This is a genomic window from Rhizobium sp. 01T444, from assembly GCF_056398305.1.
Window position 1 is genome coordinate 1 of the sequence record NZ_JBFTPD010000057.1, and the last position, 22392, is coordinate 22392.

Below are 22392 nucleotides of genomic sequence, written 5' to 3' on the forward strand. Positions count from 1 at the left end.
AGCGTTGGCGCGGCGGAGCTTTACCTTCGATCGCGGCACGGAGTTCAGCGGCTTCAGGGCTTTGGAGGAAGGCATCGGCGCGAGGAGCTGGTTCTGCGATCCCAGCGCGCCATGGCAGAAAGGCGCCGTTGAGAACACCAACAAACGTATCCGACGCTTCATGCCTGGTGACACGGATCTTGCCAATGTCACCCAGCAACAGCTGACCGAGTTGGCGCATCATCTAAACTCACAGCCTCGCAAATGCCTYGGATACCGGACCCCCGCCGAAGCCTTTGCTGCCTATTTGCGCGAGGGTGGCTGATGCCCTACCCTCCAAGGCGGCCATGATGCACTTGGGTTAGCTTCTCCACCACATTATGCGGGCCCGGGTGGATTCTAGAATGAAGTGCGACTTGCGAATGATGCCAACGGGTTACCAATCGCGAGGACGACGCAATGAAGCGCACCTACTCTCAGATTGGATTGGACGAACGCCGCAAGATTGCTCACTGGAGAACGGTTGCCTGAGTGCTGCTGTCACAGCAATACGCGATACCCACTTCAATTAAGGGACGCTTTGTCATCTGAAACAGGCAGTCCGGCGGCCTTCAAGCCGGCAAGGAAACGCTCCTGCTCCTCGGCCCGGGCCAGCCGCTTGGCGACTTCTCGCCTGACGTTCGGGATCAGTGCGGGTGACCGAAGCTGGATCCAATCGAGTTGCTCCTTTGCTTCGGCCGTCTTTCCAAGGGTGCCGAGAATAGAGAGCAAGACGAGGCGATGCATCGGGTTGTAGTTCAAGTCCGACATGCGCGACCAAAGTTCCGCGGCTTGCGTGTCACCCCGCATGAAGGCACAGAGCGCCATCCCGACCTCGTAATAGCCGCGCGGCCCGGCGTTCCTGCTGATGGCCTCGGAAATCAGTTCACAGCCTCTGCTCCATTCTCCCGACATCGACAGACGCAAGCCGTATTCACCTGCCACTTCCGTGTCATTCGGATTGCTGGCATAGGCGGCCTCGCCGGCGCGCAGGGCTGCGACCATGTCATTGCTGAAAAAGTTGGCGAGCATTAGCGCTTGAAGGGCGCGCGCATTCTTCTGGTCGAGCTGCACGGCGCGTTCGGCAAGCTCCTTTGCAAGATTGAGCGTGGCGGCGGTCGGCTTGGTATTCAATTGATACGGAAAGCGGAACTCATCGAGATGAACCAGCGAAAGGAAGGCAGCAACATTGGAGTCGTCGGGCGTCTTCTCGACGGCCCGCTGCAGACAGGACTTCGCAACCTCATGGGCCTTCACGGTCATCTCGCTGCGATAGCTATAGTAGGACAGGATGCAGGAAAAAGCGTCCGGACCTCCGGCAATGCTTGCGGTGTCCGCCTTGAACATGACGCCGAACGGCCGCGCCACTGCCGTCGCGATGTGTTCTGCAAGGCTCGCTTGCGCTTGCAGGATACCCAGCACTTTCATGTCGGCATCGTAATTGTTTGCCCAGATGACAACTCCATCCACCCGTCGCACGAGCCTTGCCGTTGAGCGCAAGGTGTTGCCTTCCAACCGCACGCTTCCCTGGAGAGCATAGAGTGGCTGCGACGACGCCTGGCCCGCTCGATTGCGCGGCAGGGGGGCGACCACGATAATATCGTTGAAAGGGACGAGCTTTTCGATGATATCGTCTGTGATACCTCGAGAAATATCGGATGCATGCCCGCCATCAGAGGCACTTTCAAAATGCTCGACAACGATCGTTGGGCGACTGGTTACTCCCCTCACCGCTTTGGTTTCCGTGTCGAACAAGTTGGCATGCTGAAGCATCGCTGCCATCAAGACAAGGACGATCCCCACGCCTCCCGCAAGAAGCCAATATCGGAGGCGCGAAAGATGCCTGCCCGCCCCGGCTCGGCTGGTCGTGTTCCTGATGACATTGACCTGCTCAGCGTCATCTCGTCCGGATATAGGCCGAGGGGCTCGTCCGAAGCTTGAGATATCCGCGTGCTCGATATCCTGTCTGACGTCGAAGACCGGTACATAGCCGCCGCGGGGAACCGTGATGATGATCCGGTCAGTGCTGCCGGCGGTTAGGTAATAGTGTTCCAGCTCCCGCCTCAGCCGGCCGGCCTCGATGCGGACACAGGGATCCTGCTGGGCATCGAAGTTTGCATCCCTGCCGAAAACAGCCTGTGCTATGGTAAAGGCCTTCAGATACTCGCGCCGGCCCGCAAGTGTTTCGTTTACAATAAATTCAAGGAATCGCCCCGCCCGCTCGGGAAGTCGAAACTCCGGGCTGGATAGAATGCGCTCAAGTTGCTGCAGCACCTCCTCCTGCGAAGATGCGCTGCCGCAAGCTCTGTCAACGCCTGCATTTGCCATCGGTCCCCCCGAATCCGATTGATCACAACCTGCAGTATGCGGTCGTCGACGATAGTCCCATGTCGCCATGACGGCAACGACATTTAGTAGAAAAGGCTAATTTAAGGGAAGGATTTCGGAAATCGATCGCATGATCGTTAGGGTGACTACAGCTGGACATAAGCCAGCGTAAAATACCGTATCCTACCGCAATGGACGTGTATTTTACTGCCCTCGTCTTCCCGTGCGCTCTATCATCATCCTCATTCTGGAGGAGCCGGCGATGACATTAAGTGGGACGCCCACATCCCAATCTATGACGAGCGCAGAGGACCTGCGCAAACATGCTCTGGAACTCCAGCTTCTGGAAATGGAGCGCAACGAAAAGATCAGAGCACGTGAGGCAAAGAAACATGCCGAATTCGTCGAGGATTTTTTCCGCAAACAGATCGGGGAAACGGAACGCGCGGTCGTTAAACGGCTGGTTACGAAAGCGGCCGCAGACGGTAAATACGAGGCGCTGATCTACAGTTTTCCATCGACTTTCTGCACGGATAGCGGTCGCGCCATCAATAACAACCTGCCCGGCTGGCAGAAGACATTACAGGGCAAAGCAAAGGAGCTTCTCGAACTGTTCGAGGAGGTCGCCAAACCGCAGGGTTACGGGCTCAAGGCGATGATCATCAATTTTCCCGATGGCATGCTCGGAGATGTAGGCTTCTTCCTCACCTGGGAACCGCCTGTCAACTGACCGGCAACAGCAGGCATGAGCGAAGGAATATCGAATTGAAGGCGACCGAGATCGAGCGAAAGTTCCTGGTCCACAACGACAGCTGGCGCGTTTGCGCCGGCGAGCCGCATGTGCTGCAACGGGCCTATCTTTGCCGGCGCGATCAAAACCCTATCCGTGTCCGCCTGATCGATGGGTGCTCGGCGCGCCTAACGATCAAATTTCGTGCGCCGGGCCTTGCCCGGCAGGAATATGAGTATGAGATTCCGGTCGAGGAGGCCCGCGCGATCTCTTGCTCCGCGCGGGAGGCCGTATCATCGAAAAAACCCGCTATCGCGTTCTCCATGATGGCAAGAGTTGGGATGTGGATGTCTTTGCCGGCGCCTATGAGGGGCTGACACTCGCCGAGACCGAAAGGCGGTCGAGGATGAGCAACCGAACCTGCCTCAATGGCTGGGGCTCGAAGTTGCGGGCAAGAAGCGATACTCCAACCGCGCCATGGCGGCTGCCTTGCGTCTTTCGCCGGCGGCGCAGAGCCGTGCCGGCTGAATTCTATTCGCTTACCACGGTCCAACTGGCGTCCGGGTTGAAATCCTTGATCGCTGCCGCGCGCGCGTCCGTTTGGGCCCCAAGATCACTCTGGTAGATGACGTTTGCGCCATTGACCATGAATGTCTGTACGCCCGTGACCCTGTATTTGACCGGCCAGGCAATCAGCGCAAAGCCGCCGGTCATATAACCGTTGATGACGTAGCTTTGCTTGCCACCAAGTACGTTGTCACCCTGAGATGTTAGGATGCGGTAACGGTAGCCGAAATAGCCCTCCCCGCGCTTGGCGGCACCGAAGGCTGCCGTCTCGACGAGCGCGCTTGCCGGACTTTCCTCAGGATAGAGGTTCGGATCCCAATACAACCCGTCAAGCTTGCCAGGACTGCTGATCAATTTCTTTGCGAATTCATAGATGCCATCGCCGTCGCGATCCTCCGATGCATATTGATACTGGGCCGCCACATATTCATGTATGGTGTCGATGGTGGCGAGTTCGTTTTCGCCAATGCGGCGATTGACGATCTCTTCGAGGCCGCGCTCAGTGTCGAAGGACCATTTGCCGTCCTTGCCTTCGGTCAGCGGAAACGGCAACGGCCAGAGCCGATCGCCGATCGCAACAATCCTCATGCCTTCGAAATCCCGCAAGACCGCCTGCCGCTCGGCGCCCTCGCGGATCAATCCGTAAGCGATCATCGCCTCGTTGCTGGAGCGCAGCTTGTCCGCCTTAAGGCCCAGCAGAGCGGCAAGATCGTCGATATTGCTGGAGCCCAGCACCGATTTCAGCTTGTCGAGCGCGAGCTCCGGACTGTCGAATTTCGGTGAGGACGTTGCCGCTTTGTATTCGGCGAGATTTGTCTGCGCTTGCGAAAGCGCCGGCGCAGCTGGCATCGCGCAAAGCGCTGCTGCCAACATGAGCGGAATTATGGTCGATTGGCGTCTCATCATGTAGCTCCCTGAGCTGGAAAGAGGTCTCACCGCCGTCCGCCACCACGGCCGCCACCGCCGCCACGACCGCCGCCACCCTGCGGGCGCGGCCGATGCTGGGCGGGGCGAGCTGACTGGCGATGGGCGCCCATGCTCTGTGCTCCCCGTTTCGAGGCGACAGCTTCACGGCGACCGGACTGGACGTTGCCAAGTGCGCTTGGTTGCCGACCGCGATTGTCGGGTCTGGAGGCCATTTGCGGCTTGTTGGGCTTCTTGACGGATTTCTGCGCAGGCTTGGATGGACGATTGGCTGCTCTCTCAGGACGAGCCTCGGGTCGATTTGCAGCCGTTGGGCGATTGGCCGCCGCCGGTCGATTTCCTGCCGTTGGCCGATTTGCCTGCGGTCTATCCTTCAGGCCCTGCGCCGTGTTTTTCCGAATATCCTGCGCACGTGCCGCGTTGGCCCGATTGCCGGGCAACTGGCTCGCCTGGATGTCCTTGGCCTTGTTGCGCAGCTGGTTGCGATTATCGCCTTGCAGGCCGGACTTGATCGCCGACCGGTCGATTTTCGCAAGTTGGTCCTTGCTGATGTTCAATTTGCTGCGGTCGACATTGCTCCAGTCGACGTCGTTCCACTTCATCTTTCCGTTGAAGTTACGGTCGTTTAGGCAATTGTTGCAGTCAATGTCGATATCGCCATCCCAGCGGCCGCCCCATACACCCCAGTCATCCCAGTTAACGACGGCCGCCCAGGCAAGGCCGGTCACAGCGCCCGCAAAGAACGCCGCCCCGGGGTAATAATAGTTGTCGTAATAATCGGGATAATAGGAGATCGGCGCCGACACATAACCCGGTTCATACAGCATTTCTGGCGGATACTGCGGGATATAGATCTTCTCCGGATCGGTCGGCCGGATGATGATGTTGTCGTTTTCGGTGACGACGGTGACCTTGTCATCCGTTTTGATAATGTTCTTTTCCACCGCTTCGTCGCGAAGCTGCTGGATGGCGATCAGGACATCCTTCTGCTGATTGGTGAGCGCATCGGCAAGGGACTGGGTCCAGTCGAGATCCTCGCTCATCATCTTGACGATGTCAGGATAATTGAGCAGCGAGACGACGCTGCCGTCCCAATCGCTCTTGGGTTTGAGGTCAGAATTTTTCTTCTTTGCCTCCAGGAAGCGCTGCGCCTCGACGATCTGCAGAGGAAAGAGCGAGGCTGCCGAAATTGCCGCAACCAGCTCATCCGGATAGAGCGCGATCCGCGCTACGAGCACTTCAAGCTCGTCATCGGAAAGAAGCGCAGCTGCGGGCTGGTCGGCACTCGCCTGCGCGGGAGCCGCCGTTGGTAGAGGGACCTGCGTCTGTGCTCGCGCTGGGAGCACCGGTTGCAACGCAATAATCGCCAGCGCAGAGAATCCACCAAGCAGTTTGCGGGATATTGCTTTCATCACGCACGTAACTCCCTTGGACCATTGAATGATAGATACGCTTACGAAGATTTGGGGCCGGTCTGCGGGAACGGCCTGAGCACCACAATTTTCGACTGGGCAATCGCCTCCCCCATCTCTTTCAACAGGGCATCGACGAGACCCGCATATTCCAGCCGCCGCGCTTCCCGAAGCTCCTCCGGTAAGCGCTCAACGTGCGCCAAAGCCTGTGCCGCAGCAGTGAGATCCTCACACATGCTGTGAAATTGCTCGTTTACATAAAAAAGCCGCTGCACCAGCCGCTTCTGGTCGGGAAAATAAGTCTCAGCCGTCTCCAGGGCGGACAAAAATGTCGAACCTTGTTCTCCCGGCACCATCCCCGCCCCGCTGTCAAATTGCGCTAAGCAGACGAGAAAAAGTATATATCAGAACGATCGGCAGCAGACGTAAAATACACGATCTTACGTTAGCCGGCTTTCGAAAGGCTGCCGGCATCCCCGGCGCGAACGCCGCCATGACCGCTGCCTCTTTGATCCCGCCCTCTTTCCCTTCACGCAGAGATGATCTCCGCAAACGGCAGAACTTCCAGTGCTTCAATAGAGCTTACGCGATGCTACGGGCCTCAGCACCAAAACGAGCTTAATATACCGCTGTCGATAGCGATCAAACGGCTCGGCAAGGCCAGCCCGAAGGGAGCGACTGTGTTTCTCGACTGTTTTGCCTTAGGCGTGCTGGTCTTTGTCGTCGTCACTCTTTCCTACGCGGTGATCGAAATCCACGACATTCCTCAACTCATGGCTAAGGCAAGAAATCATCCCCATGAGGCCGCCATCCGTGTCGCCGGATGGGTGAGCGTGTTCATCCTGCATGAAATCTGGCCGTTCCTGTTCATCTGGCCCGCCTTCCGCCGGGAGGATCGCAGCTGGGAGGCGTCGATCGTTTCTCCGCCAGCGATTTGATGCCGGAGAAGCTTGAGGAAGCAAGAGGAGTCCGCGGTGATAAGCAGTCTTCCAGTGTTGCGAGGCTTGGCCGGTTTCAACAAGGCCTGGTTCCGGAGCGATATCCCGGCCGGGCTGTCGATCGCCGCCGTCGGCCTGCCGAGTGCGATCGCCTATCCTGCCATTGCCGGTCTGCCTCCTGAGACCGGCATTTATGCGAGCATTGTCGCGCCGATCGCCTATGCGATTTTCGGGCCTTCCAGGCTGCTGATTGTCGGGCCCGATGCTGCGACGATGACTGTGCTTGCGGCGGCGATGGGCACCATCATCATAGCCGAACCCGCAGGGACGGATGTCGACCGGGTGGCCATCGCTTCGGCGCTTGCGCTGGGGGTTGGCATCTGCTGCATCGCCGCGAAGCTACTGAGGCTCGGTGTCCTCGCAAGCTTCCTCTCCCGTCCGATCCTGGTCGGCTTTTTCGCCGGCGTGTCGCTTTCAATCCTTGTCGGACAGATCGGCCGGTTCACCGGTGTAAAAATCGAATCCGAGGGATTGATCTCGCCGCTGGTCGAATTGTTTGCCAAGAGCAACCTGATCCACTGGCCTTCGCTCACTCTCGGGCTTGCGATGTTCGCTTTGCTCTGGATCGTCCGTGGCTTTAATTTGAAAGTTCCAGGCCCGGTTCTGGTCGTCGTCGTCTCGGTCATCCTGTCAGCGATCTTCGACTTTCAGGGCCGTGGCATCGCTGTCGTCGGCGACTTGCCGAGCGGGATGCCGAGCTTTTCGCTGCCGGCATTCTATAAGATGCCGATCGACAAGATCGTGCTCGGCTCGGCCACGATCTTTCTGGTCAGCTTCGGCGCCGGCATCGTAACGGCCCGCAGCTTCGGGTCGCGGACCGGCGAGGAGGTTGATGCCAATCAGGAACTGATCGGACTCGGTGCTGCCAATATCGCGCCTGGCCTTTTCGGTTCGTTTCCGATCAGCGCGTCGGATTCCCGCACTGCCATAAATCTATCGACGGGCGGCGTTTCGCAGCTCGCCGGGCTCGTTTCGGCAGCTACACTGATTGCGGCGCTGGTTTTCCTGAATGGCGCATTGCGGGTTCTTCCGATTCCTGCGCTTGCGGCAATTCTTGTGGCGGCTGCCATCAGCCTCATCGATATTCACGAACTCAAGAAGATCTGGCGTATCAGCCGCATGGAATTCGTCTTCGCACTCATAGCCATGTGGGGAGCGATCAGCTTCGGCGTTCTCAACGGCGTGATCGTCGCCGTCGCCGCAACCTTCGCCTACCTACTGCGTCAGACCATGTTTCCACGCGACGGCCTGCTTGGCCGCATCGAAGGTCGGCACGGTTTCTTCGATCTTCAGCGCTACCCGGAAGCCCGCCCCGTCCCGGGCGCCGCGGTTTTCGCGGTCCAGGGCAGTATACTGTTCTATAACGCAGATTATGTCCGTATCCGGCTGATGTCAGTCGCAAAGGCGCTTCCCGCCGACACCAAATGCCTGGTGCTCGACGCCAGCGCCATCACGCAGATCGACAGCACCGGCGCGACTGCGCTCGAAGCCGTCGCCGAAATCCTCGTGACGCGAGACATCATCTTCGCATTCGCCGATCTCAGTGATGAGAGCCGCGCCATTCTCGAACGGGCCGGGGTCCTCAAGACTGTTGGAGCCGAGAATATTTTCAATGGCAGAGAAGAAGCCCTGCGGACGCTGATTGGCGATATCGACCAGATCGGCGATGCCGCACCGGCGGGTACTGCCCCTTAATGACAGGAGGAGGGAGACATGGACGAGAACTACGAGGCCAAACTAGCCGATGGTGAAGCATCCAGCACCGGCAAGGGCAAAAAGAAAAAGAAGTCGTGGGATTACGAGAAGGAAATCACCCGTCTGCAGGTGGAACTGGCCCATCTTCAGGCCTGGGTCAAGAAATCCGGTGCACGGATCGTCATCGTCTTCGAGGGGCGCGATGCCGCCGGCAAGGGTGGGATGATCAAGCGCATAACGGAAAGGGTCAGTCCGCGTGTCTTTCGCGTGATCGCCCTGCCCGCACCGACCGACCGTGAGAAATCGCAGATCTATATGCAGCGCTACATCGCCTATCTGCCGGCCGCCGGCGAAATCGTGATTTTCGATCGCAGCTGGTATAACCGCGCCGGCGTCGATCGGGTCATGGGCTTCTGCAGCGATAAGAAAGCGCAACGCTTCCTTGAGCTGGCACCTCGTTTCGAGGCTGCAATCGTCGAGAGCGGCGTCATTCTGCTCAAGTATTTTCTGACGGTCAGCGAGGAAGAGCAGGAACGGCGTTTCAAGCGCCGGATCGACGATCCGCTACGGCAATGGAAGCTCAGCCCCATGGATGTCGAATCCTACCAGCGCTGGTGGGACTATACGCGCGTCTATGACGAGATGCTGAGGATGACGGACAGCAACCACGCACCGTGGTGGATCGTACCTTCCGATGACAAGAAGCGGGCGCGGGTCAACTGCATCTCGCACATCCTGCAATCGATCCCCTATGAACGCGTGAAGTTCGAAGCGCCAGACCTTGGAAAACGCCAGAAACGCCCATCGGCCTATGTCGAGGATAGCGCTATCCGGCATGTGGTCCCCGACACGACGTCATGACGATGGGTCCGGTTAGACAGGCCGGGATGGATGCAGCCATGGAGCATGTCAACGATGAAACCCCGCAAAGGAGCGGTGCGGGCCAGATTTCGGTAGAGGCACGCGTCAGCGACCTCGTCCGACTGGGCATCATCGGGCTTTTCGCCTATTGGACCCTGGAGCTTATCGCTCCCTTCGCGTTGATCGTCATCTGGTCAGCCATTCTTGCGGTGGCGCTGTTTCCAATGTTCGATGCACTCTCGCGGCTGATCGGCAACAGGCCAGTGATTGCGGCGGTCGTCATCGTCGTTGGTTGCCTCGTCCTGATCATCGCGCCGCTCGCCCTGGTCGCGGTCAATTTCGCAGACACTGTGCAGGCGTTGATCAGCAAGGTGTGGACGGGAGAGTTCACCTTGCCTGCAGCACCGCTAGCCATCAAGGAATGGCCCGTCATTGGGGAGCGGCTTCACAATACCTGGAACCAGATTGCCGGCGACATGGCGTCCACTATCCTCAAGTTTCAGGCGCCCATTCGCGAGGTGATGGGCGCTGTCGTCGCAAAGCTCGCCTCGATTGGCGGCGGTGTCTTGAGCTTCGTCGCCTCGATCATGCTCTCCGGCCTGTTTCTCACACGGGCCACACGACTGGCGGCCGCAACGCAGCTGCTGGCAAACCGGATCGCCGGCGAGAAGGGTGTCGGCTTTGCCAGGCTTGCAGGAACGACAGTGCGGAATGTCTCGCGGGGCGTCATCGGCGTCGCCTTCCTGCAGACGCTGCTTTGCGGATTGTGCTTTGCCTTCTTCGACATTCCGGCACGCGGTGCGCTAACCTTCGCGGTCTTCATGCTCTGCGTGATGCAGCTGGGTCCCGGGCTGGTGCTTCTGCCCATGATCATCTGGGCATGGTTTTCCTGGCCGTCGGCCGTCGCTCTTGTCTTTACCTGTCTCGCGATACCGATCACAGTTGTCGACAATGTCCTGAAGCCCATACTGATGGCGCGCGGTCTCTCGACCCCGATGCCCGTCATCCTGATCGGGGTCATCGGCGGCACGCTCTCGCACGGGCTTCTCGGCCTGTTCCTGGGACCGGTGGTCCTCAGCGTCTTCTATGAATTGTTGCGAGCCTGGGCCTGGCCTGCGACCGCAGCAAGCGGAGCAGGGCATGATCCTGCCACCGGTTTCGACGGACAGGTTCAGCGGTCAGCGCAATAGACGAGAACCTCCCGCTCTATTTCTAGGCAAAGCTGCTCATATTCGGTAATCAGTTTGTCTTCTCCCGGATGCTGGGTTCGGAAACGGTCCAGCGCATCGACGGCAAGATCGTAGGCCTCAAACATTTCCCCCAGCGTCTCGCTGGTTATGCCAACAAGATGATGACGGATGTCGGGAAGTCGGAGCATCAATTTCCTTCGTCCACGCTCTCGGCTCATAAAGTAGCTCCGTATATCTGCTCACCCCCTGCAAATCGTACGAACTCAGTGGAACGCCGCTCATTCCTGATGAACTGCCCTTGTTATTCGCAAGGACGGTTCGATTGGATCACTTCACACCAGATTGAATTGCGCGATCCCGAGGGTAAGAGCGCAGCCGAACGCGGAATCAAGGTTCCCAATCGTCGGCATTCAAAGCTTTTACAGTGACGGCAGCGACAATGCCGGTCAGCACAATTCCCGCAAAGCCGATCACCAACGACAATATTCGCGACGAAACATGTTTGGGGGTAAAATCGCCGTAGCCGATGGTCAGGCCCGTGACGAAAGTGAAATAGACAGCTTCATCGATGCGCCAATTTTCTATGCGCCAGATTATAAGCCCGGACACGATCATCACCGAGACGATCCCCGACAGGATTGGCCAGATCACACGAAGCTGCCTTGCGAGCGCGACGAAGAACAGGCGCCGCATCTCCCTGTGGGTCAATTTATGGTCAGGTTTTAAGGGCACGTCGTTGACCTCCCTGCGGTTCGGGCCAGGGATAAGTGTAGGTTGCGGCACCAAATCTTCCGCCCTAGTTTCACGGGTCTATCTGCTGAGAGGCCATTTCACATACGACAGTTGCCAAAGGCGCGTCCACGACCGCCCCCTCCCCGCAGATGCGCCCCATTACGTTCGGTCGGGCAAAACATACAGCGTCATGGCGAAGATCATATAAACCATCAGCACTAACACGCCGATGAACCATGCCGAGCGCCCGCTATTGGTGACAAACATCGCCGTGATTGTCGCCAGGAAAACCATGACCACGACGCCAGGTGCAAACTGCAGATCCATCGGTGTCGGACCGATCAGATAGCTCAACAATACCAGCACGGGGGCGACAAACAGCGCGATCTGCGACGCGCTGCCGAGGGCAATACCCACGCTCAGGTCGAGGCGGTTCTTGCGCGCACCGGAAAATGCCGAAGCCATTTCGGCGGCGCCGCCGACCAGTGCGACGACGATGAAGCCGACAAAGGCAGGCGTCATCCCGAAAACCTTGGCTGCCTCCTGCACGGACTCGACGAAGATCTCGCTGACCAGCGCGACCAGTATCGTGACACCGGCAAGTGTGGCGAGGGCCGTACCAATCGGCCACGGCGCTTCCTCCGCCTGGGCGTGCTCGGCTGCGGCAAAGGACTCGCGATGTGTTTTGAGAGTGAACAACAGCCCCAACCCATATCCGACGATGAGCAGGATCGCCAGGCCGAAGCTGAGCTTTTGGATGACTGCAGTCGCCGACGCCGAATCCATCGAAGCAACCGCCGACGGCATCAGCAGGCCGATCGTGGCGAGGAAGAGCAGACCCGCCTGAAGGCGCGCATTGGCTCGATTGAACTCCTGACTGTGATGCTTGAGGCCGCCGAGCAAAAACGACGCCCCCAGCATGAACAGCGTGTTCGTGACAATCGCACCGGCGACGGATGATTTTACGAGGGTATACTGTCCGGCGCGAAGCGCAGTCAGCGCTATGACGAGTTCTGTCAGGTTTCCAAGCGTGGCGTTGAGCAGCCCGCCAGCGGCGTCGCCCGTTTTTGCCGCAACGGATTCGGTCGCGTGGCTCAGGAGACCGGCGAGCGGTATCACAGCAAGCACCGACAGGATGAAAAGCAGAGTATGAGCCTCGGGGGCGACGCTGGCAGCGACAAAGACCACGGGTACCGCGACGAGCAGCCACAGCATCGGATTGTCACGAATTTCTTTCCAAAGGAGGCTCACCCCACCACTCCCATCCGGTAATCTGAATCCATGTTTGTAGCTTCGGCATACAGACGGGTTACAAGTCAGGTTGACCTGCTCCGGAGCGCGCCACCCTCTTCGACCGTCGATGATCGGTCGCAATGCGCAGTGCTATTCCGGCAGCGCCGTCTGCCGGAAGAATGTCACGGTCGCTTCATCCGGCGGCCCGAACCAAGTGGTGAAGAATGTCCGGAAATCCTGCGCGGCATAGGCTTGGCTCAGCGCACGGTCGACGGCGAGACGAAAGTCCTCGTCGCCGCGTGCCAGCTCGAGACCAAGCGGTTCGTACGTGAAATGACGCTGCAGAACGATGAGGTTGCCGGAATTGTCGCTGCGGGCGGCAGCATCCATGAGGATCGGCATGTCACCGAAGAGCACCGCCGAACTGCCATCCAGCACGCGTTCGATCCCCTGCTGGTAGCTATTGACGGGCGTCGCCGTTGCAGAGAGCTGGAAAGTCTTGATCCTGTCGGTCAGCCAGCCTTCGCTCGTCGTGCCCGCAATCGAGGAGAAGGTCTTGTGCTCCAGGATCGTGCGGGCCGGTGAACCGCGCCAGACGGGACGGCTCGACGGTTCGCCATATTGCAGCACTTCGCGTAGCGCCAGCGGAGAGCTCGCGCTGAGGAGCGCGCCGGTACCGCTCGGGAAGATAGGGATGGAGAACGAGACCTGCTGCCTGCGCGTCAGCGTCACCGGTTCCGCGCCGCAGACAAGGTCCGCCGCGCCGCTCTCTATGGCTTGCGTTTTGGCGTCGCCCGACAGGGAAACCCATTCCACATCGAGCTTTGACAGGTTTAGCTGTGCTCGCAGGCTATCGGCAATCTTGTTGCAGAGGGCAACAGCGTAGCCGTCGGGCTTGCCCTGTTCGGCGTTGAAGGAAAATGGCCTGGCATCCGCATCGTAGCCGAGCTTCAACGCACTGTTTGTTCTGACGCGGTCAAGCGTCTGCGCCCACGCGGGTGTGCTGATAGCAGCCGTCGCGGTGAGGACAGAGACGGCAATGACCGTCCAACGACCATTTCTTCTTGACATGTCTGGTCCTCCCTCCGTTACTTGGTCGGCGCCCCGCTCACGCCATTGGCGAAACGCGGAGCGATCAGGCCGTAAATGATGAAACCAATACCTGTGACGATCATACCGCCGAGCACGGCGTCCTTGCCGGAGGCGTAGATGGCAAACACGCTATAGGCCATGCCGATAAGTGCGATCGTAGCGTTCAGCCGGTATTTCGCCTGAGGCACACGGGCCGTCTTCATCATGACGAACAGCGCCGACAGAGCGATGATGTAAGGCAGCACATTGGTGACAACAGCGAGGTTGACGAGCGCGGAAAACTGCTCGCTCAGCGTCGGCGATATGGTCATCAGGGCAAGACAGGTCTGCAGGATGCCAAGAATGATCATGCCGCGCACAGGCGCTCCCATTTCGTTCACGCGCGAGAATATCGATGGGAACATCCGCTCATCGGCAGCGGTTTTCGCTGTCTGGGCGATCGTAAACTGCCAGCCAAGCAGCGAGCCGAGGCAGGCCAATACCGCCAGCGCCATGACGATCGAACCGATCGTCGAATTGAACATGGTGGCATAGGCGAGCGCAAACGGCCCGGTGGAGGTGGCGAGATCCGCATTCGGCACGATGCCCTGAATGACCGTCGTCGACAGGATGTAGATGACAGCAGCACCCAGCGTGCCGAACATGCAGGCAAGCGGCACGTCGCGCTTCGGGTTTTCGACGGCATCGGAATTCTGTGCGGCAGACTCCATGCCTAGGAAGGCCCAGAGCGTCAGCGAGATGCTCGATCCCATCCCTTGCCCCAGCGTCAGCCCTTTCGGATTCCAGGCTGCGGCAAAGGTGCTGGAACTGAACCAAAGCCAGCCGATGATCGACAGCAGACCAACGGGAAGGATGACACCCCAGACCGTGATGGAGCCGATGCGGCCGGTGATGCGCGGACCACCGAAATTGGCGGCCGTGGTCAGCCACAGAAGCACGATCAGCGCCAGGCAGGTCATGATGGGTGTCGAGGTCAGCACCGGAAAGAACCCCGCCAGATAACCGACGGCTGAAATGCCGATCGCCACGTTGCCGACGGCAAGTGAGAGGAAATAGAGGAAGAACACCATGAAGTAGCCGTCTTTCCCATAGGCATCTTCCGCATAGGCGGACATGCCCCCGGGGCGCTGATTGAACAGCCCGGCCTGAGCGAAGCCATAGGCGATTGCCATCGAGCCGATGGCGGTCACGAGCCAGGAAAGGAGCGAGATTGCGCCGACCTGCGCCATGTTGGCGGGCAGCATGATGATGCCCGATCCCATCATGTTGACAGCAACGATGAAGGTGAGCTGCACGAGGTTCATCTTCTTCTTGGCCGTAGCGTCAGTTGCAAGATGCATGGTGTTGTCTGTCATGATGAAATCCTCCCCAACCCCTACTCGCGCACGACATATGTGTGGAATTTGATCCGCCCATCGATCCGCTCCTGGAACACGCCCTGGACCTCGTAATTGAAGCCCGGAAACCGGTTGAAGGATTCTTCGAAGGCCAGGAAATAGTCCCGCATCGGCTGCGCTCTGTCGTCCCAGCGCTCGCCTGGCACGATCACGCCGATGCCCGGCGGATAGATCAGTGCCAACGTCGCGGAAATGCGGCCGGCGGCCTCCGTCAGCGGCACATAGTCGACATTGTTGGCGACCAGCGCCTCATAGGCCCGCTTGGGGGCGATTGCCGGCTCCGGGAAGCTCTCGGAGCGGAAGCAAAGGCGCTGCAGTTCCTTGACGCCGGCCTCTCGGTAAAAGGAATGCATCTCCAGGCAGACCTGACGGACCGTATAACCGGCATAGCGCTCGCGGTTGGCCGCATATACGGTCGGCAGCACTTCCTGCAGCGGCGCGTCGCGGTCCCACAAGTTCTTGAACTTGACGAGCTTGGCAACGAGCGTGTTCAGCTTGCTTTCGTCCTCGGCCGGGGTCAGCAGGAACAGGAGACTGTTCAAGTCGCATTTTTCTGGCACGACCCGCTGTTCGCGCAGATAGTTGGCGACGACAGTCGCCGGGATACCGAATTCGCGATAGCCGCCAGTCTTCCGGTCAATGCCGGGTGTGAGTATTGTGAGCTTGTTGGGGTCGACCATGGTGTAGCCGGGCGCATAGCCTGCATAACCATGCCATTTTGCCTCCGGATCGAACCGCCAGCATTGCTGCTCGCGTTTCAGTATCTGCGTTGGGACATCTTCCCATCTGGTGTCGGCGAGATCGCCGGTATGTTTCGAGCCTGAGACCGAGACCCTGTCTGGCACGAAGGGATCGAAGAACCACTGTTCTTCTGCGCTTGCGGCTTTGGTCTCGTAATGATCCACGAAGCCGCGCAGCTTCTTGCGCACCTCGATCCCGAGTTCGATGCAGCGGTCCCAGAGCATCTCACCGGCCTTGCCCTCATGCACCTTGGCGTTGACATCGAGGGAGGCGAAAAGCGGATAGAAAGGAGAGGTCGATACATGCATCAGCAGCGATTCATTGAAACGCTTGTGTTCGACGAACCTGCGCTGGCCGCTGATATGTTCGTCCCGCTTGTGGATCTGCGATGCCTGGGAAAAGCCTGCGCCCTGCTTGTGAACCGACTGGGTGGAAAACAACCCCGGCATATCAGCCGACAATTCGTTTAGCCGCATCGGGCTATGGCCCTCGAAGAGCGGGTGGAAGGCATTGTAGCCGATCCAGGCCTCGTCCCAGAGCACGTAGTCACAGAGATGGCCGATCTTCTCCATCACTTGGCTGACATTGTAGATCGTGCCGTCATAGGTCGCGAGCTGGATGCAGGCCAGGCGGAAAGGTCGTTCCGCCTTCGCACGGCTCTTGTCTGCGACGAGCGGATGCTCCTCTATCTTTTGCCTCAGCCATGCCTCGTCCCACGCCGCCCAATCGACGGCGCCGATCATGCCGAAGGAATTGCGGGCAGTCGGCAGATAGATCGGGATAGCGCCAGCCTGCACAAGAGCGCCCTGATGCAGGGATTTGTGATTGTTGCGGTCGAAGAGCACGAGATCGCCGCTGCGCAGCACCGCGTTGGCAACGACCTTGTTGGAGGTGCTCGTTCCGTTGAGGATAAAATAGGTACGATCCGCCCCGAAGATGCGGGCCGCCTGTTTCTGTGCTTCGACGGCAGGGCCTTCATGGATCAGGAGATCGCCGAGATCGACATCCGCGTTGCAGAGGTCGTTGCGGAAAATGCTCTCCCCGAAATACTTGAAGAAGAGCTGTCCGGCCGGCGACTTTCGATAGAACTGGCCGCCCTGATGCCCTGGACAATCGAAGGCGATGTTCGCCTCGCCGTCATAGGCCATCATGCCGCCGAAAAACGGTGGCAGGAGCGACCTGCCGTAGTTGACCGCGCTGGAGACGATCTGCTTGGCATAGAAGGTTGGCGTCTGCTGGCCGAGATAGACGAAACCATCCACCTCGCCCGCCATTTCCACGACATCCATATCAGCAATCGTCAGCGTATCGGCCATCGCCCAGATCGGCGTGCGAAAGCCGATATCCCTCACGGAGCGAAGGAAGCTTCGTGCCGCCGGTAACTGCCCGCCTTCGACCGAGCCGATATAGGCACCGACGTCAGCATCCTCAGATACGTCGGCCGAATAGTCGTCGCGCACCTCCACCTCGAAACCCTGGGCGGTGATCTGTGACACCAGCGCCTGAGCCTGAGAATTATCGCGATCTATGACAGCGACGATTTTCAGCATCTTGTGAAACGGTATGGCAACCGTCGGAGACTTCACGTCGCGCGGGATCATTGCTGCTCCTCCCCTGCGATGCAATCGACAAGATAGCGACGTCCGCCGTCACTGGGCGCGAAGCGAAGGCCGTGAATATCGGTTTCGAACCCGGGGAACTTGCTGTCGAAGTCACGGGCGTAGAGCAGGTAGTCCTGAATGGACTTCGTCGACTGCGTGATCCGCTCGCCTGGCATGATCAGCGGGATTCCGGGCGGATAGGGAACGATCATGACAGCGAGGATGCGATCCATGAGATTGTCGATCTCGACACTCTCGATCCCGCCCTTGACCAGTCGATCGTAAGCGTCGGCGGGCCGCAATGCCATTTCGGGCAGGACGGTGTACATCTCACGCTGCGCCTTCGGCACATCGTCCTTGCGATAGATCGCATGAATTTTCTCGCAGAGATCTTTCAGTCCCATGCCGGCATAGGCTTCCGGATGGGCAGCTGCCAGCGCCGGCAGCGCCCGGGTCAGTGGCGCGTTGGCGTCGTAGAGATCCTTGAAATTGAGCAGCTCGGTGACGAGCGTGCTCCACTTGCCGCGGGTAATACCCATGGAGAAGAGCACGAGAAACGAATAGAGGCCGGTCTTTTCGATCTCGATGCGTCGAGATGACAGGAACTTAGTAATGACGGCGGCCGGTATGCCATGTTCGTCCATGACGCCGCTTGCCGAGAGGCCCGGCGACAAGATGGTAACCTTGATCGGGTCAACCATGACATGATTTTCGGCAAGCCCGGTAAAGCCATGCCAGGCATCATCCGGCTTCAGAACCCAGTCGGCATGGGTATCGCTCGGGGTCTGCTCGGCAACCGTCGGCTCCCAGACGTCGAACCACCAACTGCCCTCTGTTTGTTTTCTAACCGCATTCATCGCCCGGCGGAAGCTGATCGCCTCGTCGATCGTCTCCTGCACCAGGGCACGTCCGGCCGGCTGCTCCATCATGGCAGCCGCGACATCGCAGGAGGCAATGATGCCATATTGCGGCGAGGTCGAGGTGTGCATCATGAAGGCTTCGTTGAAGCGCGTACTGTCGAGACGCTTGTTCTCGGCATGCTGGATATGGATCATCGATGCTTGAGAAAGGGCGGCCAGCAGCTTGTGAGTCGACTGCGTTGCAAAGGTGATGGCGTTTTGCGAGCGCGCGGGTTGGTTCGACGAAATTCCGTGGAAGCCATCATAGAATTCGTGGAAATTGGCATAAGCATACCAGGCCTCGTCGAAGTGCAGCACCTCGACCGCGTCACCCAGCGACGCCTTGATCGCATCGACATTGTAGCAGAGCCCGTCATAGGTCGAGTTGGTGATGACCATCAGCCGGACCTTGCCGCTCGTCTGCCCTGCAAAAGGACTTGCGGCGACTTTGCTGGCGATTGCCTCGGGCGTGAACTGGTCCTTCGAGATCGGACCGATAATGCCGAGCCCGTTGCGAGACGGCGTCAGATAGATGGGCGTTGCACCCGTCATGATGAGAGAGTGCAGGATCGACTTGTGGCAGTTGCGGTCGCAGAGCACGAGATCACCGCGCCCGACCATGCCATGCCAGACGATCTTGTTTGCGGTCGAAGTGCCGCCAACGACGAACAGGGTCTCATCCGTGCCGAATATTCGCGCCGCATTTCGCTCACCCTCGGCGATAGGACCGACATGATCGAGAAGCGAGCCAACGCTGCCCACCGATACGGAAATATCGGAGCGCAGCGTGTTCTCGCCGAAGAACGTGTAGAAGAGCTGGCCGACCGGGCTTTTGCGGAAAGCGACACCGCCGCCGTGGCCGGGTGTATGCCAGGAATAGGCGCCTTCCAGCGTATAATCCATCAGCGCCTTGAACATCGGCGGCGGCAGCCGGTCGAGATAGTTGCGGGCGGCCTGCGCGATCGCGCGCGCCATGAATTCCGCGGAATCCTCGAATAGCCGGAAAAATGCATTGGCGTGGCGCAGCACTGAGGCCGGAACGTCTTCGGCGGTTGTATCGTCGCCGAAGAGGAAGATCGGCAGTCGGTCATTTCGCTGACGTTTTGCGGCCAGGACCTCTCCCAGCACCTGCCAGCGCGTGGCCTTGTCCTCGGTTCCGTCCACGGAGACCAGCCAGCAGGATTCGGTGTTGAAGACATGGACCAGACGACGAGCGTCCTCGTAGGAAACACCGGAGACGATCCGGAATCCTTCCCTTTCAATGGCTGCGGCGAGATCGCGCATGCCACGGCCGGCAGCGCTCTTGCCGTCAAAATCCTCATCAATAACAGCGATCGGAAATGCCGTCTGGAAATCCATGCGTTCCTCCAGAACCCTGATGTCAAAGGCTGCGGCCGCCAAGCAGTCGCATGCATCTCAGGTCGGAGGGATCGTACATGACGGGTAGTGCAGCGTCGTTGATTGCAATCAACGTGACGCGAAGCATTTCAACGCCGTTGGTGGCGCGTGGATGCGCGCACCGGCTACTCCGCCCATTCCTGATCGGCGGTGAAGGCAATCGTCAACCAGCGATTGGCACTCTCGTCGCCGATCGCATGCCCGATCTCGTCGCGGAGTGCGTCCCACTCCTCCACGGTCTTTGCGGGAAGCCCTTCGGGCACGATGAAATAGAGTTCGATCTGCTTTGCGCGGCCGACCTGGGCGACGTAGGCACGGTGCGACAGGAAGCCGAGGCGGCGAACCGTGTCCGAGGCAACGCGATCGACGTGTTCCTGCAGATCGACAGGGGCAATCAGCAGGATTTCGCTCAGCGCCTTCCAGACGGTACTGATCGGGAGCGGGATCATGACGAGACAGACGAGAGCGAGGACCGCCGGATCCATGTAGCTGGCAAGCCAGGCAACTGATGTCGCCTGTACGGCCATGCCGATCAAAAACGCGATGAGCAGCGCAAACGCGATCCCACCCGACATGATCCAGGCCTTGATGTCGAGCGAGATGAAATCGGATTTGATGCTGCGGTTCAGGCTGATGCCAATGAAGGCCATGACAGCGCATACGAGCATGGTTGCCGCGGAATAGGCCACCGCCATGCCGAATTGCAGTTCATGGCCGCCATTCAGGATGCTGATGATCGCGCCGATCAACGCGTAGACGCCGACCGTCATCAGCAAACAGCCATTGAGCATGAGGACAATTGGCTCCAGATGCCAGAAGCCCATGGTAAAACGGTTACGAATTCTGCCAGACTCGGCATCGCTCTGCGTCGATTTGATGATGAGGCTTGAGACCCAGAGCGCAAATCCGGTCATCACCGCATCCGCCAGCGAATAAACGCCATCGAAGGCGATCGAGAACGAGCCCGAGAGTATGCCGAAGACAACGCCGAGCGTCGCGACGACGACGGTCGCTGCAATGGAGATCCTGAGAAAACCCTGCTCGCCCAACATCATCGCTTCACCTCCAGCCCCGTCATTCTAGCTGCTTTATCTCGATGGTGAAGGCTAGACCAGTCCGGCAGACTACGCATTGATCCGGATTGCGGCAGCCCGTTTTTGCAACGACAATCGCAGGCCGAAGAGCCATCGGCTCCCGGAAGCCGACTCACGGGAGGGGCGTCATGACAAACTCGTCGAATGGCAAAAGCCTCGGACTTGCCGCCTGCACCGCTATCGTGGTCGGAAACATGGTGGGATCGGGCTTCTATCTTTCGCCGGCAGCAGTGGCGCCCTACGGCAACCTGGCGATCATCGTCTGGATCCTCATGGGTGCCGGCGCGATCTGCCTCGGCCTCACCTTCGCCCGGCTGGCGAGACTGGTGCCCGCTGTCGGCGGCCCCTACGCCTATACCAGGCTCGCCTACGGCGATTTTGCCGGCTTTCTGATCGCCTGGGGTTACTGGATTTCGATCTGGACGTCACTGCCGGTCATCGCGATCGCCTTCACCGGCGTGATGGTCGACCTCTTCCCTGCCCTCAGTAACCGCTTCACTGCGACTGTGCTGACGCTCGGCGTGATCTGGGCGATCGTGCTCGTCAATCTTCGCGGTGTTCACGCGGCGGGTCTGTTCGCACAGGTGACGACATATGCCAAGCTTCTCCCGTTCGGCGCCGTTGCCATCATCGGCCTTCTCTACATCGACACATCGCATTTCTCGGAATTCAATCCGAGTGGCCAGCCGCTGCTGCAGTCATTTGCAACGCTGGCGCCGCTGACAATGTTTGCCTATCTGGGGTTGGAATCGGCGACCGTTCCTGCCGGCGATGTGGAGAATGCAGAACGGACCATTCCCCGTTCAACAGTCCTTGGGATCTCGATCGCCGCCACTCTTTACGTACTCGGCACCGTCGTGGTGATGGGCCTCGTTCCCCGCGAAGAGCTCATTCACTCCGTCGCGCCCTTCTCTCAGGCTGCCGGAGTCATGTGGGGACGGTCGGGTGAATTGGTGATCTCGATCGCGGTGCTGGTCTCCTCGATCGGCGCGCTGAACGGCTGGACCCTGCTGATGGGGCAGGTTCCAATGGCGGCTGCGCGCGATGGACTGTTTCCGCCGCTGTTTGCCCGAGTGTCCCAGCGAGGCGTGCCGGCATGGGGGATGGTCATCTCTGCCTCGTTTGCGACGATCCTGGTGCTCGTCCAGGCGCTTGGCTCGGAAGGTTTTGCCGCGGTCTATCGTCTGATKGTCGGGTTGAGCACGATGGCTGCCGTCGTTCCCTATGCCTTCTGTTCGCTTGCCAGAATCCTCATTGCAGGCGCGACGGATGGGCGGATGCCAAGGGTYAGCGTGATCGAAGTCATCGCCTTTGTCTTTGCGATCTTCACCCTTTACGGCTCCGGCGCCGAACCGGTGCTGTATGGTCTGGTACTCTTGATGCTCGGTATCCCCGTCTATGTCTGGCAAAGGCGAAATGCTGCTGAAGCGACAGACAAAGGGACGGCATCAGGCGCAACAACACACCCGGCCGTCTCAAGAT

At 59.1% G+C, this 22392-nt stretch carries 18 protein-coding genes and 2 pseudogenes; 8 read left to right on the forward strand and 12 right to left on the reverse strand.

What is annotated here, in order from left to right:
* Positions 1 to 304, forward strand: a 304-nt coding sequence (locus AC1DTN_RS36045; protein ID WP_477924882.1) for an IS30 family transposase, incomplete at its 5' end; no start/stop codon positions are given.
* Positions 305 to 543: 239 nt separating this feature from the next.
* Here the strand turns inward: AC1DTN_RS36045 and AC1DTN_RS36050 are convergent.
* Positions 544 to 2346: a hypothetical protein gene (locus tag AC1DTN_RS36050; protein WP_477924887.1), complete on the reverse strand. Its 1803-nt coding sequence runs from the start codon at positions 2344 to 2346 to the stop codon at positions 544 to 546.
* Positions 2347 to 2608: 262 nt separating this feature from the next.
* Here AC1DTN_RS36050 and AC1DTN_RS36055 point away from each other — a divergent pair, with 262 nt between their 5' ends.
* Together AC1DTN_RS36055 and AC1DTN_RS36060 are read left to right on the forward strand one after the other, a co-directional pair.
* Positions 2609 to 3076, forward strand: a complete 468-nt coding sequence (locus AC1DTN_RS36055) for a hypothetical protein (protein WP_442207498.1) — start codon at positions 2609 to 2611, stop codon at positions 3074 to 3076.
* A gap of 35 nt (positions 3077 to 3111) precedes the next feature.
* Positions 3112 to 3604, forward strand: a pseudogene (locus AC1DTN_RS36060) (CYTH domain-containing protein).
* Between the two features lie 3 nt (positions 3605 to 3607).
* Here AC1DTN_RS36060 and AC1DTN_RS36065 read toward each other — a convergent pair.
* The 3 genes from AC1DTN_RS36065 to AC1DTN_RS36075 are packed head-to-tail and all read right to left on the reverse strand — an operon-like array spanning position 3608 to position 6335.
* Positions 3608 to 4546 (reverse strand): DUF2950 family protein, encoded by a 939-nt coding sequence (locus tag AC1DTN_RS36065; RefSeq protein ID WP_442207506.1) that lies wholly within the window; start codon positions 4544 to 4546, stop codon positions 3608 to 3610.
* Between the two features lie 29 nt (positions 4547 to 4575).
* The gene (locus tag AC1DTN_RS36070) at positions 4576 to 5979 is read right to left on the reverse strand and encodes a DUF3300 domain-containing protein (RefSeq protein ID WP_442207505.1); all 1404 of its coding nucleotides are present in this window, start codon (positions 5977 to 5979) and stop codon (positions 4576 to 4578) included.
* A gap of 41 nt (positions 5980 to 6020) precedes the next feature.
* A complete protein-coding gene (locus AC1DTN_RS36075) occupies positions 6021 to 6335 on the reverse strand; it encodes a hypothetical protein (RefSeq protein ID WP_113319977.1) in 315 nt (104 codons plus the stop codon).
* Between the two features lie 324 nt (positions 6336 to 6659).
* Between AC1DTN_RS36075 and AC1DTN_RS36080 the strand changes: the two are divergent.
* The 4 genes and pseudogenes from AC1DTN_RS36080 to AC1DTN_RS36095 form a co-directional block, all read left to right on the forward strand.
* Positions 6660 to 6884 (forward strand): annotated as a pseudogene (locus tag AC1DTN_RS36080) (DUF3302 domain-containing protein); the annotation flags it as partial.
* 69 nt (positions 6885 to 6953) lie between these two features.
* On the forward strand, positions 6954 to 8672 hold the full coding sequence (locus tag AC1DTN_RS36085; protein WP_439017979.1) for a SulP family inorganic anion transporter: 1719 nt from the start codon (positions 6954 to 6956) through the stop codon (positions 8670 to 8672).
* A gap of 18 nt (positions 8673 to 8690) precedes the next feature.
* Entirely contained in the window at positions 8691 to 9533 is an 843-nt protein-coding gene (gene ppk2, locus AC1DTN_RS36090; protein ID WP_439017980.1) for a polyphosphate kinase 2, read from the forward strand.
* 38 nt (positions 9534 to 9571) lie between these two features.
* The gene (locus tag AC1DTN_RS36095; RefSeq protein WP_442207497.1) at positions 9572 to 10723 is read left to right on the forward strand and encodes an AI-2E family transporter; all 1152 of its coding nucleotides are present in this window, start codon (positions 9572 to 9574) and stop codon (positions 10721 to 10723) included.
* Here AC1DTN_RS36095 and AC1DTN_RS36100 read toward each other — a convergent pair.
* From AC1DTN_RS36100 to AC1DTN_RS36135, 8 genes are all read right to left on the reverse strand, one after another.
* Complete coding sequence (locus AC1DTN_RS36100; protein WP_113319972.1) at positions 10705 to 10941, reverse strand: hypothetical protein; 237 nt, start codon at positions 10939 to 10941, stop codon at positions 10705 to 10707. The two genes, AC1DTN_RS36095 and AC1DTN_RS36100, sit on opposite strands and share 19 nt — an antisense overlap.
* A gap of 169 nt (positions 10942 to 11110) precedes the next feature.
* Positions 11111 to 11416 carry a potassium channel family protein gene (locus AC1DTN_RS36105; protein ID WP_310389172.1) on the reverse strand — a complete coding sequence of 102 codons (306 nt, stop codon included), beginning with the start codon at positions 11414 to 11416 and terminating at the stop codon, positions 11111 to 11113.
* 198 nt (positions 11417 to 11614) lie between these two features.
* Entirely contained in the window at positions 11615 to 12706 is a 1092-nt protein-coding gene (gene cax, locus AC1DTN_RS36110) for a calcium/proton exchanger (RefSeq protein WP_442207496.1), read from the reverse strand.
* A gap of 132 nt (positions 12707 to 12838) precedes the next feature.
* Positions 12839 to 13759, reverse strand: coding sequence for an amino acid ABC transporter substrate-binding protein (locus tag AC1DTN_RS36115; protein ID WP_442207495.1), 921 nt, complete (start codon positions 13757 to 13759; stop codon positions 12839 to 12841).
* A gap of 17 nt (positions 13760 to 13776) precedes the next feature.
* On the reverse strand, positions 13777 to 15135 hold the full coding sequence (potE, locus tag AC1DTN_RS36120) for a putrescine-ornithine antiporter (RefSeq protein WP_310389072.1): 1359 nt from the start codon (positions 15133 to 15135) through the stop codon (positions 13777 to 13779).
* Positions 15136 to 15155: 20 nt separating this feature from the next.
* The gene (speC, locus tag AC1DTN_RS36125; protein WP_442207494.1) at positions 15156 to 17519 is read right to left on the reverse strand and encodes an ornithine decarboxylase; all 2364 of its coding nucleotides are present in this window, start codon (positions 17517 to 17519) and stop codon (positions 15156 to 15158) included.
* On the reverse strand, positions 17516 to 19777 hold the full coding sequence (locus tag AC1DTN_RS36130) for an Orn/Lys/Arg family decarboxylase (protein ID WP_442207493.1): 2262 nt from the start codon (positions 19775 to 19777) through the stop codon (positions 17516 to 17518). Before AC1DTN_RS36130 ends, speC begins: the two co-directional genes overlap by 4 nt.
* 164 nt (positions 19778 to 19941) lie before the next feature.
* Complete coding sequence (locus tag AC1DTN_RS36135) at positions 19942 to 20868, reverse strand: cation diffusion facilitator family transporter (RefSeq protein WP_439018874.1); 927 nt, start codon at positions 20866 to 20868, stop codon at positions 19942 to 19944.
* A gap of 170 nt (positions 20869 to 21038) precedes the next feature.
* On the opposite strand from AC1DTN_RS36135, the gene AC1DTN_RS36140 reads away from it, so the two are divergent.
* Positions 21039 to 22392, forward strand: a 1354-nt coding sequence (locus AC1DTN_RS36140) for an amino acid permease (RefSeq protein ID WP_477924885.1), incomplete at its 3' end; no start/stop codon positions are given.